Source organism: Streptomyces sp. NPDC015661, from assembly GCF_043077765.1.
Taxonomy (GTDB): Bacteria; Actinomycetota; Actinomycetes; order Streptomycetales; family Streptomycetaceae; genus Streptomyces.
In genome coordinates, this window is record NZ_JBIBST010000002.1 from 468,329 (window position 1) to 483,270 (window position 14,942).

Sequence of the window (14,942 nt, forward strand, 5' to 3'; positions counted from 1 at the left end):
CCGCCTGGTTTCCTCCAGAACAGAGGGCCTACCAGATGATCACACCACCCCTGACGCTCCGCGCACGCTCGGCGGCGTCCTCGATGTTCCGCAGGCGCTCGGAGATCTGCCGAACGTACTCCCCATGCGACTTCGCCGGGTCGGTGCTGGACGCGACGAGTTCGAGGTTGCTTCGGATCAAGGCACATTCGGCCAGGAAGTCCGCCACCTGGTCCGGCGCCACCGTCAGGTCGCCGCCGGCCAGCATCGGGAAGAACCTCGCCCCCAAGGAACGTAGGGCCTCGGACCCCCACACGGAGGTACGCCAGCGTTCGAAGCCGGCGACGTCGGAACTGCCCTCCGGAACATCCAACAGGGTCCTCTCGTCGTCTGCACCGACGACGAACACATCCACTGACAAGCTCATGCACTCAGTCGATCACGGGTGCGATGCGCGGCAGGACACCACGGCTGCGATGATCTGCCGGCGAACTGCGCCGAGGAGATCTCCGAGTTCCGCAAGCTGCTCGACCGGCACCTGCAATCGCGGCCGGTCGACTGCCTCACGTGCTTCCTCGATTCGCTCGCGGCCATGGAGGAGTACCACTGGAGTGCCGTCCTGGGGGACTTCACGGACGACTGCCACCACCTGGCCTGCCCCCACTGCGCTGTGGAAGTGACGATCGCCATCGGGGACCACGGGCGCTATTCAGCGATCCGGGACTGGGACCTGGGCGACGTGGACCGCCGTGGTCTACGGCCGGCGCCCTCTGAGGCATCTCCGGCACCGGCCGGTGGATGTACGAGATTGCCGTCCGCGACGGGCACGAGGCACTCGCCGACCATGAGTTCACAATCTCGAAGCCGATCACGACGACATCATGCCTGCCGCCTCACCCCCGAGATCGACCGGAGAGTACCCGGCGGGGCCGTGCGCGCTGACGCGACGCGTTGAGACGCCGTGGGCCGCCGGCCGCGCGGGGCGGTACGGCGGCCAGGTGGCGCGCACGGTCCTTCACGCGGCCTTGGACAGGGTGGAGGGGTCCGTCCGGAGGGTGTGTCGGGCGGGCGTCGGCAGAGTCGTCACGGCTGCTCGTCCGTCGTGGCGCGGCCACAGGAGGAGGGCGCTGGCCGTGCCCGCTCCGGCAAGGACCGCGAGGACGGACCAGGTGACGGCGAAGCCCCCGTTGCTGCCGAGCCAGCCCGCGATGGGGTAGGTGATCAGCCAGGCCAGGTGCGACAGGGAGAACTGGGCCGCGAACGTCTCGGGGATCGCGTCCCGTCCGACGGAGGCGCGCAGGACTTTGCCGGTCGGGGTGATGATCAGTGCCATGCCGATGCCTATCACGGTCCAGATGATCGCCGTACCGGTCCACGTGATGAGGCCTGCCGCAACGAGCGTCGCCGCGGCGGTCGTGCCGCCGACCAGGACTCCGGCGCCGGTCGTCATGACGGTGCGGGCGGTGATCCGGTCGAGTACGCGGGGCAGTACGAGCGCGGCGAGGAGGGTTCCGGTGCCGGAGGCGGCGAGCATCCAGGCGACGTCCGCCCGCGAGCCGCCGAGCTCGTCACGGACGTGGTTGACGGTGTTGACGACGACGATCGATCCCGCCGTCGCGACCACGAGATTGAGCGCCATGATGCCGCGCAGCCGGGGTGTCGAGAGGAAGGTCCTGATCCCTGATGTGGCTCTGTCCCATGCCCTGGTGTGGGTACTGGGGCAGGCGTCGGGGATGCGCGTCGACAGGACGAGCAGGGCGGAGACGAGGAATCCGGCGGAGGTGCCCAGGAACAGCCAGTTGAAGCTCATGAACGTCAGGGCGACGGCTGCCAGCACGGGGCTGAGCAGGCTCTCCATGGTGGAGGCGACCTGCGAGGCGGACAGGGCACGCGTGTAGTCGGACTCGTCGGTGACGATGGCGGGGATGACCGCCTGGAACGTCGGGGTGAACGCCGCGGAGGCCGCCTGGAGCAGGCCGATCAGGACGTAGATCTGCCAGACCTCGCTGATCAGCGGCAGTGCCAGGACCACCGCACCGCGGACCACGTCGAGGACGACCAGGAGCGTTCTCCTGGGGAGCCGGTCGACGTACGCGGCAGCCAGAGGAGCTATGACCACGTACATGACCATCTTGATGGTCAGGGCGGTACCGAGGACCATGCCGGCACGGGGGCCGGCGAGGTCGTACGCGAGCAGCCCGAGGGCCACGGTGGTCAGACCCGTACCGAACAGGGCGATCACCTGGGCACTGAACAGGTGGCGGTAGTCGCGGATGGCGAACAGACGCATGGCGGGTTCCTTCCGTATCCATGCGGCGGGGCACGGCCCCGGGGCGGCGGCCGTGCCCCGCGAACACAGGCGGGGGTGTCTCTACGCACCGGTCTCGCTCCCCGGTGTGAGGCCGGCGAGCAGGTTGAAGGCGCCGGTGAGGATGCTGAATGCGAGCACGCGGAATGCGACGGTGCCGACGGCGTCGGTCGTCGCGCGGAGACACAGTCGGCGACCCCTCAGGACCCGGACGGTGATCGAGGTCCGTTCGCTGTTCCTGCGGTCGAGATCGGTTCGTCCCATGGCCCGGCCGAGCCGGAGGTAGCCACCGGGTATGGCCGGCGAGTGCGCCGTCGCGGAGGCCGTGACGCCGATCGACCGAGGGCGGGAGACCAGGTCGGCGAGGTCGGCGAGGAAGCTGCGCGAGGCATCGTCCGCTGTGTCGGGCGTGCGTCGGGTCAGGACGGGCATGACGCTCCTTCCGGTGCGGGTATGCGCCGAGCACGGTGGGACTCGGCGGGTCGGGCGCCCCCGGCCGGGCCGTGTGCGGCGGCAGCCGAACAGTGGTGCATGTGGTCAGTGGTGTGCGTGGTGGCCGTGGTGGTGGCTCGCGTGCTCCGGTGCGGCCTGGGCCGCCCTGTCCGAGCGGGATGTGGTCGCGGTGGTGCGTACCGTGAACTCGGCCGTCCGGACGACGTCGCCGTGCTGGAAGTCCAGGTACAGGCGGTAGGTGCCGGCCGAAGGTGCGACCGCCATGAAGGCGATCTCGGGACCCGGCGCGGTGGTGCCGTCACCGGGGGCGCCCTCCGGGTGGACGTGCAGGTAGCCCAGGTCGCCGACCCGCAGTGCCACCAGATGCCCGTACGCGGCCAGGTAGGGCTGCAGGTCCGTGACGGGCTGTGCGTTCCTGCTGACGGTGAGGGTCAGTTCGCTCGCCTCGCCGGGCAGGAGTTCGCCGTCGAGGGCGACGGTGTACTCGCCCACCTGCGCGATCCCGGTGACCTCGGGGAGCGGCCTCGGGTCGTACGCCCCGGCGACCGCGGCATCGATCCCCAGCGTCAGGGTGCCGTCGTGGCCGACCGGATGGACGTCCGCGAAGAACCTCCAGTCCCCCGGTTCCAGGGTCAGCTCGACGCTCCAGGTGCCCTTCTCGTCCCTCACCGGGTGCACGTGCTGAAAGCCGGCCGTGTCACGCCGGACGGCGATGAAGTGCAGTTCCTTCTCGTGCTCGGGCTGGAATTCGGTCACCGCCTGACCGTCGGGGCCGATCACGCGGAAGCTGACCGGCTGCACGCCGGCGGTGAGGATCGTCGAGTCGAGCTCAAGGGTGTAGCCGTCCTCGGCGACCGACAGCCCACCGGGCCGGGCTCCGCCGTGGGCAGCGTGGGCACCGTGGGCGGCATGGGCGGCGTGGGCACTGTGGGCACCGTGGGCAGCGTGGTTGGTCTGGTCGTGACCCGAGTGATTCCTCATGGCGTCTCCATCGGTGTGATGCGTCTCGTGACGTCTTCCGTTCAGGACGACGATCACAACCATATACCCCCTGGGGGTATTCCGCTCGATGGGTGAAATCTCGCGAGGGACTCACCGGCACCTGCCGGGACACGTCCGCCGACGCGGAATCCGTGCCGTGATCTGCCCCGCACAAGCAGTCCGACGGCACACCGGCGACGATCTCGACGACCACGCTGCGTCACTGTCAGTGCCTCAACGCGATGCGGCCGCTGCTCATCGCCCGACCGGCGTTCGGACCCGGTGGCCCGAACGCCGGTCGGTTCACGCTGCGGGCGCCCGTCGCGCACGGCGACGGCTTCCGTTGAACAGGTCGTTCCAGCGGTCGACCGCCCAGATCATGCGCACGCCCAGCCGCCCCAGCGCCACGGCGGGAGGGAACTTCGACCTCCGCGTCCACAGGAGTTCCAGGTCGTCGTGCCGGTGGCCGTCGACGATCATGTCGGCGATGAGCGAGCCCACATACGGTGCCTGTGCCAGCCCGTGACCGTTGCAGGCGACCGAGTAGAAGGTGTTGTCGCCGACCTGGCCCGCGAGCGGAAGGAAGGACGAGGTGATGGCGATCCACCCACCCCAGGCACGCTCGACGGCGACGTCCGCGAGAGCCGGAAACCTCGTCGCGAAGGCCGTCGCGAGTTCGTCGACGAGTCCCGGATCCGGCTTCTTCGCGGGCAGCGGGAACGTCGTTCCCCGCTCGAGCCTCCGGACGCCGAAGACGATGGTGTTGCGCGAGGTCAGGCGGTAGTTCTCCATGATGTTGTGCTGCGTCACGACCCCTGACCGGCTGGTCCAGCCGAGCGCAGCCAGCCGGTCCTCGTCGATCGGCTCCGTTTCCACCTCGATGATCCAGATGGGGACGGAGACGTTCCTGGGGGTGATCTCCCACTCCCCCGCGAACGCGTTCGTCGCCAGCACGACCTTGTTCGCCCGCACCGCGCCACGCGGGGTGGAGAGCACGACTCGACCGTCGTCCCGGGTGACGTCGGTGACCTTCGTCCCTTCGAAGACCCGAGCCGAGGAGGCCAGCAGCACCGTCCGGACGCCGCGGCTGAACTTGCCGGGGTTCATCATCCCCCCGACGACCTCGCGCATCCCGCCGACGAACCCGCGGGGGATGCCGAGCTCCGCACTCGTGCCCACCTCGACGTGTGCGCCGACGCCCCGCAGGATCTTGGCCACCCGACGCACCCGGCCCATCTGCCCGCGCGACACGGCGGCGAAGCAGTTGCCCACCGGCTCGTAGTCGCAGTCGATCTCGTGGGTGTCGATGAGGTCTTCGACGAAGCGAGCGGCGTTCTCGGAGAGCCGCACCATGCCGGGCATCTTCTTGCGGTACAGCAGGTTCAGGAGCTGGAGGTCGCCACCGGGAGCACTCGCCAACTGCCCCGCGTTGCGCGAGCTGGAGCCGTGCCCACAGAACTCCGCTTCCAGGAGCACCACGTCCTGACCGCGCTCCGCCAGCCGCAGGGCGGTCATCATGCCACCGAGGCCACCGCCGAAGACGGCGACGTCGCAGGCGAGGTCTTCAGCCAGTGCCGGGAGGACGTCCGCCGGCTCATCGACCCACCCGCTGAAGGTCGAGTACTCCACGTTGTCGGTCTTCATCTCCCCTGCCCTCCTGCCGTGCTCAGTGACATCGGGACAGCCCCGGCTTCGGTTGCCCGGTTGTGGTTCTCCATCGCGCGATAAGCAAGGAAGTACACGAACAGTTGCGTGCCCCAGGTCGCCAGCGCGGCGGCGGCGAAGATCGTGCGGTGCGCGTCGTCGCCGGGAAGCGGGAAGAAGTCGTAGGTGATCGCGATGACGGATCCCGCCGCGGTTGCGAGCGCCGTACCGACGGCCGGACCTCTGGCGCCCGTGTTCCAGACGCGCCACGTGAAATAGATCAGGAACAGCGTCGTCAGCGCGTTGACGACGACGAAGAACGTCGCCGGGCCCAGGGAGAACCCATGGCCGCCGAACCGCATGAGGTAGAGGCCGGCCGAGGTGGCGAGGACGAACGCTCCGATGTCGACCACCGGACCCGGCTTGTACCGATGGGTCACCCGCAGCAGACCCATGATCAGGATGAGGGTGATGCCCACCCCTCGGGAGAACGCGTCGAAGAAGGACACCAGCATGCTCTGCGGATCGGTGACGTCCCCGCCACGGAGCGCCCAGATCAGGAAGTTGACGCCCGAGGTACCGACGATCATCCACTCCAGGCCGAGCAGGTGGTTGCCGTACTGCCGGAGGAACCTCCATCCACAGAAGAACCCCGCGAAGACCATCCACAGGTCGGCCAATATGAAGATCACTTCCTTCATGGCTCAATCCCCTCCGTACAGCGCCGAGAACCAGATGTTGTAAAGGACGGCGACGACGCGCTGGATCTCCGGGTGCGGCTCCTTCGAGAAGGCCTGCGTCAGATAGCGCTCGTCCATCCAGACCAGGGCGCGGGCCGTCTCCTCGACGTCGAGATCCGCCTTGACCAGCCCCGCGGCCTGTTCTTCGGAAATGCGCTGGGTGGTCGCGTCGATGAATCGCTGGACCAGGGCGTTGTAGGCGGCCTCGACCTTGTCGTCGCTGCCGGCCGCTTCCGAGAGCGCCCGGAGTACGGGGCCGTGCTTGGCGTAGACCTCGGCCAGGCCCTGGAACGCCGACTTGGCGTCGGTGGCCAGGTCGACACCCGTCAGCCACCGGTCGATCATCGCACCGAGCTCGAGGCCGAGCTCCTCGACGACGCGGAGCGCCAGGTCGTGGCGGTCGCGGAAGTGGGCGTAGAAGGCCGGCCGCTTGAGCCCGGTCCGGCTCATGACCGCGTCCACCGTCATCTTCCGGAACGGCCGCTCCCGGAGAAAGGCCTCCGCCGCGTCGAGGATCTCGCGCTCCGACTCCTTGGGGTCGTGCTTCGGGCGCCGGCTCATGCCTTCACCGCCTCGACGACCTGGTCGACCGTCGTCCGGCCGGTCCGCGCCATCGCCGCGTAGAACCGCTCCGGGTTCGCCCAGTCCTCCGGCGCGAGGACGCCTGCCATGTCGCCCAGTTCGTCGACCGCGAGCATCATGAACGCCGCGGTCGCCGATCCGGTTCCCGCCGCCATGCTCGTCCATGGTGTGCCCGGCCCGCTGACCGGGATGCGACGGATCGAGACGACCTTCCTTCCGTCGCGCTTTCCGGTCACCCGCACGTAGTTGATCCCGCGAAAGTCGGGGTGCTTCTTGCGCGCCGCGGCCGCGAAGTACTTCAGCACCTCGCCCACGGCGATCTCGCCCCGGCGGATCGATCCCCACAGCCCCGCGAGGGCGTAGCGCCAGACCTTCGGCGAGCCCGGCTTGTCGGTGACGACGTCGTTGACGAAGTCGATGGCCTGATCCATCGAGATCTTGCCCTCCTCCACTGCTACGGCGACACCGCGCATGACGCCGCTGACAGGCGCCGGGTCGAGCGCCCCCAGGACACGGATCCGGTCCGCACCGGGCCACCGTCGCGGCATGGTCACCGCCTCCGGATGCGCGCACTCGTACAGCCGATACGCGGAGCCGAACGAACCGCCCAGGTCGAACACATCCGACTCCACGAACGTCTGGTGAGTGACGGCCCGTCCGTTCTCCCAGGTCTGGCACGGTCCGGCGAAGCCTCGGATCGCGTGATCCAGTACGGCCCGCCCGAACTCGACCGGACCCTCGTCGCCGGTCGCCCAGCCCACGTCGATCCGGTCGACGCTGTCCATGTCGCGGGCCGCGTCCGCAGCCATCACATTGGTGAGCCCGGGGGACGCGCCACAACCGACGAAGATCGGAACGCCGGCCGCCCTCGCTTCCGCATCCAGCTCCATCGCCGCTCGCGTGCTGGCCTCGTCGTCATCGAGATCAAGATAGGGAACCCCCTTCTCGATGCACGCCTCCATGACCGGCTCCGCGGTGCGGATGTACGGCCCGGCACCCAGCACGACGAGTGCGGCTCCCTCGATGGCCGCACGGAGGGCAACCGGGTTGAACAGGTCGAAGGACCCTGAGCTCGCCGACCCTGGGGGCAGGCTCGCGACCAGTGCGTCAAGGGCGTCGGGCCGGATGTCGTACAGCTCCAGCTTCCAGTCGGCGCCCCCGGCGGCTTCGGCAAATCGCTCGATCGCGACTCGACACATATCGCCCGCCGCACCAATGAAGACAATCCTCTTCTGCGTCGTCATGGGGAGAGGCTAGGGCTCCACTTACACGACGTCAATGACAACGTGTAAGTGAGATTCGGCGGCGGGGTCGATCCAGTGATCACGGGGGCGAGTGAGGGCATGGGGTGAGGGCCACCTGGGGGACCTCGCCGTGCGCCCGGGCTACGGCAGGGTGCGGGGCCGCGTGCGTCGCGGCTCCGCGCCGCTCGCCTGCCCGCCTGCCTGCCCGCCTGCGTGCCTGCCTCCACGGTCGCCTCGGGCGCCGGAGGCCGGCTCGGCACGCCAGGGCGCGCTCCTGGGCCCCCGGCTACTTCTGGGCGTGCGCGCCCAGCAGGCCCACCACGTCGAGGAACACGTACGTACCGAAAACGTAGAAGAACACTCGCAGGGCGACGCCCTTCGCCTTCCACCGCTCGGCCGTCCGGCCCGTGTCGTGGTCTTCGCTGCTCATGACAGCTCCCCTCCCTGGGTTGAGTACGGACGACGCAGGGCCTCCGGTTCAATTTGCGGCCCTCGCCGCCACACCCTAAACTCGAACTAGATTCGATATCTAATTTGCCCCTCGCCCGGCCCGCCACGACGACGGCGGGAACGGCCACACCTTCGAGGAGGCGCCGCGATGAACACCGAAGCCTGCGGCAGCACTCGGCACGTCCGCCTCCAGGGGTACTCCGGCAGAGCGAGGGCGTGGCAGAGGGCGAGCTGGAACCGGGTTCTCCGCGAGGCGCTCATCGGGTGCTTGATCATGCTCATCCCCGCCCTGCTGCTCGGCTTCTTCATCTCCTGGCAGTTCGGCGTCGCCATCATCGCGCTGACCGCCACCTCGGCCATGTTCTCCTCGGCCTTCTTCACCCTCCGGGGGCATACGTGGGGATGCTCGGCGAAGAAGGGCGTCGTCCTGGCCCTTGGATGGTGGGAGCGGGTCTGAACCCTCCGTTCCGTCCGGCGACACGAGGCTGTCGAGCATCCCGGTGGCGAACGGGAGGTCGGCCGTGACCCGTCAGAACGTCACGAGCGGCCCCCAGAACATGGTTTCGATGACGTCGTCGCCCGGATCGTCGCCGACGCAGTCCGGCTCGTCGCACATCGGATGCGGGCCCCCCCGGGCTCGTCAGATGCTGTCCAGGGCGGAGACGAGGCTGGCAACCGTGACGGTGTTGAAGACAAACGCGATGATCGCGTTGGCCGTCACGGTCCGACGCATCTCCCGGGACGTCACGTCGACGTCCGTCGTACCGAACGTCGTCATGACCGACAAGGCGAAGTACACATAGTCGGCCCAGAGAGGGTCCCCCTCGCCGGGGAAGTCCAACGCCCGTCCGTCCTCCACGAGGTTGTCGGCCTGGAAGGCAACCGCGAAGGAGACGGCGACACAGATCCAGGCCAGGCCGACCAGGACGAGTGCCACCGCCGCCCGGGCACCCGGTTCGTACGCCGAGCCGATGTGCCCGGGTCGCCACACCACGGCCACCACGAGCGCGGCACCCGAGATGAAGATCGACACCCCAGGTCCGGGCGCCGTGCCGTACACGTACCGCTGAAGGACCGTGCCCCTCGTCTCCCGGCGGGCCCAGGTGCCCACGCGGTCCGGCGATGCGGTCGAGAAGGCGATCACCGTGATCAGGAGATAGGGCAAGAGGTAGGCGAGCAGGAGCAGCACGCAGACGTCCGCCCCCGAGATCTGTGCCCAGCTGCTGTCAGCGCCGAGAAGAAGAGCCGCCGTGCCTGCGGCGATGACGCCGGCGACCGCCGATCGGCGCCGCTCGGAGAGCCACCGATTCCGACGGGGGCGCTCGGAACGCGGCTGCTGCACGGACGAACTCCCCAGGACATTCGGCTTCCGACCAGGTCGAAGTACGAAGCTACGGCATCGCGACGGGCCATCGTCGCTGCGCGGCGGGGTGTCGTGCGGCAGGGGTGTCGTCCGGCAGGGGTGCCCCGACCGTCCCTCAGCGGGGGCGCTACGCCGAGCAGATCCGCGCCCTCCGCCACGGACGCGGGCCGGCGCGGCGACGTCGGCCGGGGCGAAGGGGTCGAGCAGGAACACCGCTCGCCCAGTTCCTCGGCCCGCTCTACGAGACCGAAGCGGTGCACCCCCGAACCGGCGAGCGCCCCAGCGGGGTCGCGTGGGTGACGCGTACGCCCCGCGCGCCGCTACCTATCTCTTCACGTTTTCGTACGCCTCCTCCTGGGAGCCGCGCTCGGCATTCGCCCGCGACCGTGTGCTCCCCAGCCACCCGAGGAAGAAGGCCGCCGGGACGGAGACCACGCCCGACGTATGGAACGGATACCAGTCGAAAGTCGCGTCCGGCCACAGCGCGTACGCGGTCCCGGCGACGGTTGGTGAGCAGACGGTGAGCACCACGCAGAGCAGAAGTCCGCCGTACACGGACCACAGCAGCCCTTGGCGGTTGAACCCCCGCCAGAAGAAGGAGTAGATCAGCGCGGGAAAGACACACGTCGCCGCGACGCCCAGCGAGAAGGTGACCAGGAACTCCACCGGATACTGGTGGACGGCCGCGGACAGCGACAGGCCGCCCAGGCACAGGACGACAACGGTGGCGCGAAGGGCCCGCACCTGCCCGGTGTCGACGAGAGGGCGCCCGGTCCGGGCAAGGACGTCCCGCGTGAGGGAGACCGCGGCGGCGAAGGTCACGCTGGTCACGGCTGTCAGCACGGCGAGGAAGGCGACGCACGCCATCAGGGTGATGAGGACCACGCGGGCGGTTGATGCCTGGCCGAGGACACCCGACGCGAGGAGGATCGGAGCCGCTTGGCCGTTCGCGTCGATCCCGCTGATCACCTCACTGCCCACCACCGCCGCGGCGGCGAATCCGGTCGTGATCAAGAGGATGTAGAAGGCACCCGTCAGCCCCACGGCGATACTCGTGGACCGTCGTGCCGACTGTCCGTTCCGCGATGCGGCGATACGGAGGATCAGGTGCGGCATCATCGCCATGCCGAGGATCACGACCGTGTGGTCGCTGATCGTGTTCAGCGTCCCGAGGCCTGCCGTGTGCGCCCAGAGCCCCCGGCCCAGGTATCGGTCCGGATCAGTGCTCCGCTCCACGGCGGCCGACAGCAGGCTGACGGGGCTCCACGAGAACTTCCGCAGGGCGAGCAGCGTGACCACCGCGAGCGTCACCAACGTGACCGGCACCTTGACGACCTGTACGAAGCTGGTGCCCCTCAGGTCCGCCACCCCGGCGAAGCAGGCGACGAGGCAGCCCATCAGGACCGTGCAGGCCACCTGGGCCGCGTCGTTCGACATGCCGATCAGGAGGGCCGCGCTGATGCCGGCGGCTCGCAGCTGCACCATGAGCAGCGGCATCGTGATGGCGAGCGTCACCACGGTCGCCGCCGTGCGCGGGGCCTGCCCTGACGCCCGCAGGGAAAAGAGGTCGCCGAGTGTGTGACTGCCGCTGTCGCGGATCTTGCGGGCAAGGAGCAGCAGGACGCCGAAGGCGATGACGCTGTCGACGGCGGACCCGAACCCGTCGTAGCCGAAGAGGGCGATCGCTCCTGAGCCCACGAACAGGGTGACGACCGTGATGTATTCGCCCGCCAGGGCGAAGCCGTTGAAGACCGGCGAGAGCGACCGGTCGGCCGTGTAGAGGCTCTCCGCGCGGTCCTCCTGGCTGGCCAGGGTGAAGATCCACAGCAGGCACAGGCCGATGAAGATCAGGAACGCACTGATCACGGGGCCCCGGGCGGCCGAGCCCACGGGGTCGAGTCCACCCGGGCCCAAGAGGAGCGGCGTCGCCACCGGATCACCATCCCTCTCGCGTGGCAGGCGCGCCGGCAGGCCCGGCCGACGGCAGGTCAGGGCCGAGTGACCGCTCGGCGGAGGCGCACAGCCTCGTGGACCGGTCCTCGTACCACCACACACTGGCGAGGAAGACGACCAGTTGCAGGGCGCCCCATACGACGCCGACCGTGAGTCGCCCGTATACGCGGACTCCCGAGAGCGCGGTGGAGCACGACAGCGCGACACCGATGGCGAGTGGCACCGCGTTCACGGTCACGAACGCCCGCCGGACCTGCCGGGCGGCGCCCTCGGATCCGTCTCCCCACCGCGGCGAGGGCGGGCGGGCCGGTGGGGTCGGCATCGACGAGAAGCGCACGAAAACCTCCGGTGGTGAGGGTGGTGGGTGGGTGACGGCATGCGAAGCGGGACCGTCGCGAGCCCAGGGCCGGCGGTCATCTTCGGGACGTCACGGTGGGAGCGGCGTGGCAGCCCGGGCCGTGGGGCGCAACCTTCGAACGGGCCGGACGGAATCGTCGGGCTTCCTGAGTGCGCCGGGCGAGCGCCGGCCCTCGGCCCGGTCCCTCGTCGCTCGCGTGGAGCTGGACCGGGACAGGCCGTGCCCGCGGCCGGCCGGTCGGGCGGAGCCAGCGGGGAGGCAGGCAGGAGTGCCGATTCGAAGCGGGTGTCGATATCGAATCGGGTTTGAGTTTACGCATGATGGAACGCGTACCGCCAACCACCCAGCGCTCGTGCCCTCCCGGACCTCACCGCCCTCACTTCCGAAGAGGCGGCCACGCACGTCACCGCGGTTCCAACCCTGCTCGAGCGCGGCCTCGACGCGGCCGAGATGGCGGCACCGACCCAGTCGTCGCGGCCTACCTGGAGGAACGCGACCACCGACTGCAGCGGCGGCTCCTCCTGGCCAACGAGGCGAGCCGACGGACCGGAAGCACGCCGACCCGCACCGTACGTTCGCCTATCCGATCGCATCGGAGCCCGCCCGCACCCCCTCCTCGCGGGCGATGTCGTCGGACACGGACTGCGCGCCGCCGCCTCCATGGGCCGCCTGCGGATGGCCGTGCGCCCGTTCGCGGACGTCGGCCTCATGCCCGACGAACTCGCGGACTTCCCGAGAGCGGCGGCGGCAATGGCGTCGCAGGGCGTCACGTGACGTCGGAGGGCAGGAGATCGCCTCGGAATAGGGCACACGTGTGCGCGGAGGACCCGGTCCACCCGGGGCGGCGGCACGCTCCCGGTCGCCCCTCTTGACATCACTCCTTCCGGTTATCAAACTCGATTCCAGATCGACTAAACGGAACGGGGAAGCTGATGACACCTGTGATCACGCGTCCCGTACCGGAACCGGAACGGCCGGACACGTATGCCTCGGTGTACTCGTCCCCAAGGCCTCTCCGAACGCGAGGGTTTCCCTACCGCCCTGAGGCGCGTGGGCACACACCGCGCCACGAAGACGTCGAGTCGCCGCACTAGGGACGCTCCGACTCGACCCTGACCAGGGCATCGCCGCGACCCCGTACCAGGGAGGTCAAGTCACGGCGATGCCCTGGTCGCCTGTACCCCCCACGTCACACGCCGACCGCACACGTCATTCTCCGGAGCCGCCGAGATGCCCCGTCCCGTCATCCCCGTCACACGCTCGCGCAACCCCTTCCCGCGGAAGGATCTGGACAGGGGCCCGGACGGCCTCCTGCGCTTCGGGGACGTCCCCGCCACGCTCGTCGACATGCTGCGCGCCCATGCCGACACCCGGCCCGACACCGAGGCCGTCGTCGAACTCGGCGGGCTCCGGCTGACCTACGCCCAGTTGTGGGAGCGCGCCGCGCGCGTCGCCGGCGGACTGCGGGCCCAAGGCGTTGCGCAGGGGGACCGGGTGGCCGTCCGGTATCCGGCCGGCACGGACTGGGCCCTCGCGTTCTGGGGCACGGTGATGGCCGGCGGCATCGCGGTGGCCGTGAACACGCGGTCGGCGCAGCCGGAAGTGGAGTTCGTCCTCGGCGACGCCGGCGTGAAGGTCGATCTGGCGGCCGGCACTCCCCTCCCCGACGGCCATCCGTACGTGGCGGCGAACCTGGAACCCTCCGACGTGGCCGCCTTGTTCTACACCTCGGGCACGACCGGGCGCCCCAAGGGCGTGCCGACCACGCACGAGGCCTTCGTGACCAACGCCGAGAACCTGGTGCGCTGTCTCGGCATTCCGCGCGACGTCGGACCGGAGCTGCGCACCCTCGTCTCCGTGCCGCTGTTCCACGTGACCGCCTGCAACTCGCAGTTCATGGTCGCCGCCTACCTCGGCGGCACGTCGGTCATCATGCCCGCGCTCCACCTGCCGCAGCTGACGACGGCGCTGGCGGCGGAGAGGATCTCCTTCGTCGTGACGGTGCCCGCGGTCTACTCCCTGCTGCTGCGCCATCCGAGCTTCGCCGACGCCGAGGTGTCCGGGGTGCGTTGGCTGGCGTACGGCGGAGCTCCGATCGCGCCGTCACTCGTGCGGTCCCTGAAGGAGGCGTTCCCCGGAGCCACCGTGATCAACGGCTACGGCATGACGGAGACGGCGTCGCTGATCACCGTCCTTCCGGACCAGGACGCCGCGGACCACGCGGACTCCGTCGGGTACGCGGTGCCGTCGGTCGACCTCGGCATCGTGCCGATCGGTGACGACCCGTCCACGGGCGAGCTCGTGGTGCGTGGTGTCACGGTGACCAACGGGTACTGGCGCAGGCCGGAGGCCACGGCGGAGACGATGACCAACGGCTGGCTGCACACCGGGGACATCGTCCGGGTCGACGACGCCGGCCGCGTCCACATCGTCGACCGCGTCAAGGACATCATCAACCGCGGCGGCGAGAACATCTCCAGCGTCGAGGTCGAGGCCGTGCTGCTCTCCGCACCCGGTGTCGCCGACGCCGCCGTCCTCGCCGTACCCGACGACGTCATGGGTGAGAAGGTCGGTGCCGTCCTCTTCGCCGAACAGGGCGAGATCGACATCGCCTCCGTGGTCGCACACTGCCGACAGCGGCTCGCGGACTTCAAGGTGCCTCAGTACGCGGCGGTCGTCACCCAGGCGCTGCCTCGCAATGCCGGCGGCAAGCTCCTGAAGAACGAGCTGCGCCTGCAGGTGCGTTGGGGCGCTCCGCTGCGCTAGCGGCGCCCCCATCGGCCCGGCGTGGCGGGCCGGGAGAGCGTGTGCCGCGGCGCGGCGTCCTTGTGGCGGTGGAGCACGGCCGGCCGCCTCAGCTCTCAGCCGGATCTCTCGCTCGACCGCG

At 69.6% G+C, this 14,942-nt stretch carries 14 protein-coding genes; 3 read left to right on the top strand and 11 right to left on the bottom strand.

Features of this window, described 5'->3' with window-relative positions; all coding sequences use genetic code 11:
* Positions 1-28: 28 nt before the first annotated feature.
* The 9 genes from ACF07V_RS06755 to ACF07V_RS06795 form a co-directional block, all read right to left on the bottom strand.
* Positions 29-406, bottom strand: coding sequence for a hypothetical protein (locus ACF07V_RS06755; RefSeq protein WP_392151801.1), 378 nt, complete (start codon positions 404-406; stop codon positions 29-31).
* A 588-nt stretch (positions 407-994) separates the two neighbouring features.
* Positions 995-2,269, bottom strand: a complete 1,275-nt coding sequence (locus ACF07V_RS06760) for an MFS transporter (protein ID WP_392151803.1) — start codon at positions 2,267-2,269, stop codon at positions 995-997.
* An 81-nt stretch (positions 2,270-2,350) separates the two neighbouring features.
* Entirely contained in the window at positions 2,351-2,719 is a 369-nt protein-coding gene (locus ACF07V_RS06765) for a hypothetical protein (protein ID WP_392151805.1), read from the bottom strand.
* A gap of 105 nt (positions 2,720-2,824) precedes the next feature.
* Positions 2,825-3,721: a hypothetical protein gene (locus ACF07V_RS06770; protein WP_392151806.1), complete on the bottom strand. Its 897-nt coding sequence runs from the start codon at positions 3,719-3,721 to the stop codon at positions 2,825-2,827.
* Positions 3,722-4,024: 303 nt separating this feature from the next.
* Positions 4,025-5,365, bottom strand: a complete 1,341-nt coding sequence (locus ACF07V_RS06775) for an NAD(P)/FAD-dependent oxidoreductase (RefSeq protein ID WP_392151808.1) — start codon at positions 5,363-5,365, stop codon at positions 4,025-4,027.
* On the bottom strand, positions 5,362-6,066 hold the full coding sequence (locus ACF07V_RS06780) for a transporter (RefSeq protein ID WP_392151810.1): 705 nt from the start codon (positions 6,064-6,066) through the stop codon (positions 5,362-5,364). The genes ACF07V_RS06775 and ACF07V_RS06780 overlap by 4 nt, the downstream gene beginning before the upstream one ends.
* A gap of 3 nt (positions 6,067-6,069) precedes the next feature.
* Complete coding sequence (locus ACF07V_RS06785) at positions 6,070-6,666, bottom strand: TetR/AcrR family transcriptional regulator (RefSeq protein ID WP_392151812.1); 597 nt, start codon at positions 6,664-6,666, stop codon at positions 6,070-6,072.
* Complete coding sequence (locus ACF07V_RS06790) at positions 6,663-7,931, bottom strand: saccharopine dehydrogenase family protein (protein WP_392151814.1); 1,269 nt, start codon at positions 7,929-7,931, stop codon at positions 6,663-6,665. The genes ACF07V_RS06785 and ACF07V_RS06790 overlap by 4 nt, the downstream gene beginning before the upstream one ends.
* Before the next feature lie 286 nt (positions 7,932-8,217).
* A complete protein-coding gene (locus tag ACF07V_RS06795; protein WP_392151816.1) occupies positions 8,218-8,361 on the bottom strand; it encodes a DUF6126 family protein in 144 nt (47 codons plus the stop codon).
* A gap of 168 nt (positions 8,362-8,529) precedes the next feature.
* On the opposite strand from ACF07V_RS06795, the gene ACF07V_RS06800 reads away from it, so the two are divergent.
* The gene (locus tag ACF07V_RS06800) at positions 8,530-8,838 is read left to right on the top strand and encodes a hypothetical protein (RefSeq protein ID WP_392151817.1); all 309 of its coding nucleotides are present in this window, start codon (positions 8,530-8,532) and stop codon (positions 8,836-8,838) included.
* A 183-nt stretch (positions 8,839-9,021) separates the two neighbouring features.
* Here ACF07V_RS06800 and ACF07V_RS06805 read toward each other — a convergent pair whose 3' ends face one another.
* Positions 9,022-9,723 (bottom strand): DUF1345 domain-containing protein, encoded by a 702-nt coding sequence (locus tag ACF07V_RS06805; protein WP_392151819.1) that lies wholly within the window; start codon positions 9,721-9,723, stop codon positions 9,022-9,024.
* Positions 9,724-10,068: 345 nt separating this feature from the next.
* Positions 10,069-11,676 (bottom strand): transporter, encoded by a 1,608-nt coding sequence (locus ACF07V_RS06810; protein ID WP_392151820.1) that lies wholly within the window; start codon positions 11,674-11,676, stop codon positions 10,069-10,071.
* 829 nt (positions 11,677-12,505) lie between these two features.
* Here ACF07V_RS06810 and ACF07V_RS06815 point away from each other — a divergent pair.
* Together ACF07V_RS06815 and ACF07V_RS06820 are read left to right on the top strand one after the other, a co-directional pair.
* The gene (locus ACF07V_RS06815) at positions 12,506-12,829 is read left to right on the top strand and encodes a SpoIIE family protein phosphatase (protein WP_392151822.1); all 324 of its coding nucleotides are present in this window, start codon (positions 12,506-12,508) and stop codon (positions 12,827-12,829) included.
* A 456-nt stretch (positions 12,830-13,285) separates the two neighbouring features.
* Entirely contained in the window at positions 13,286-14,821 is a 1,536-nt protein-coding gene (locus tag ACF07V_RS06820; protein ID WP_392151824.1) for a class I adenylate-forming enzyme family protein, read from the top strand.
* Positions 14,822-14,942 lie beyond the last annotated feature (121 nt).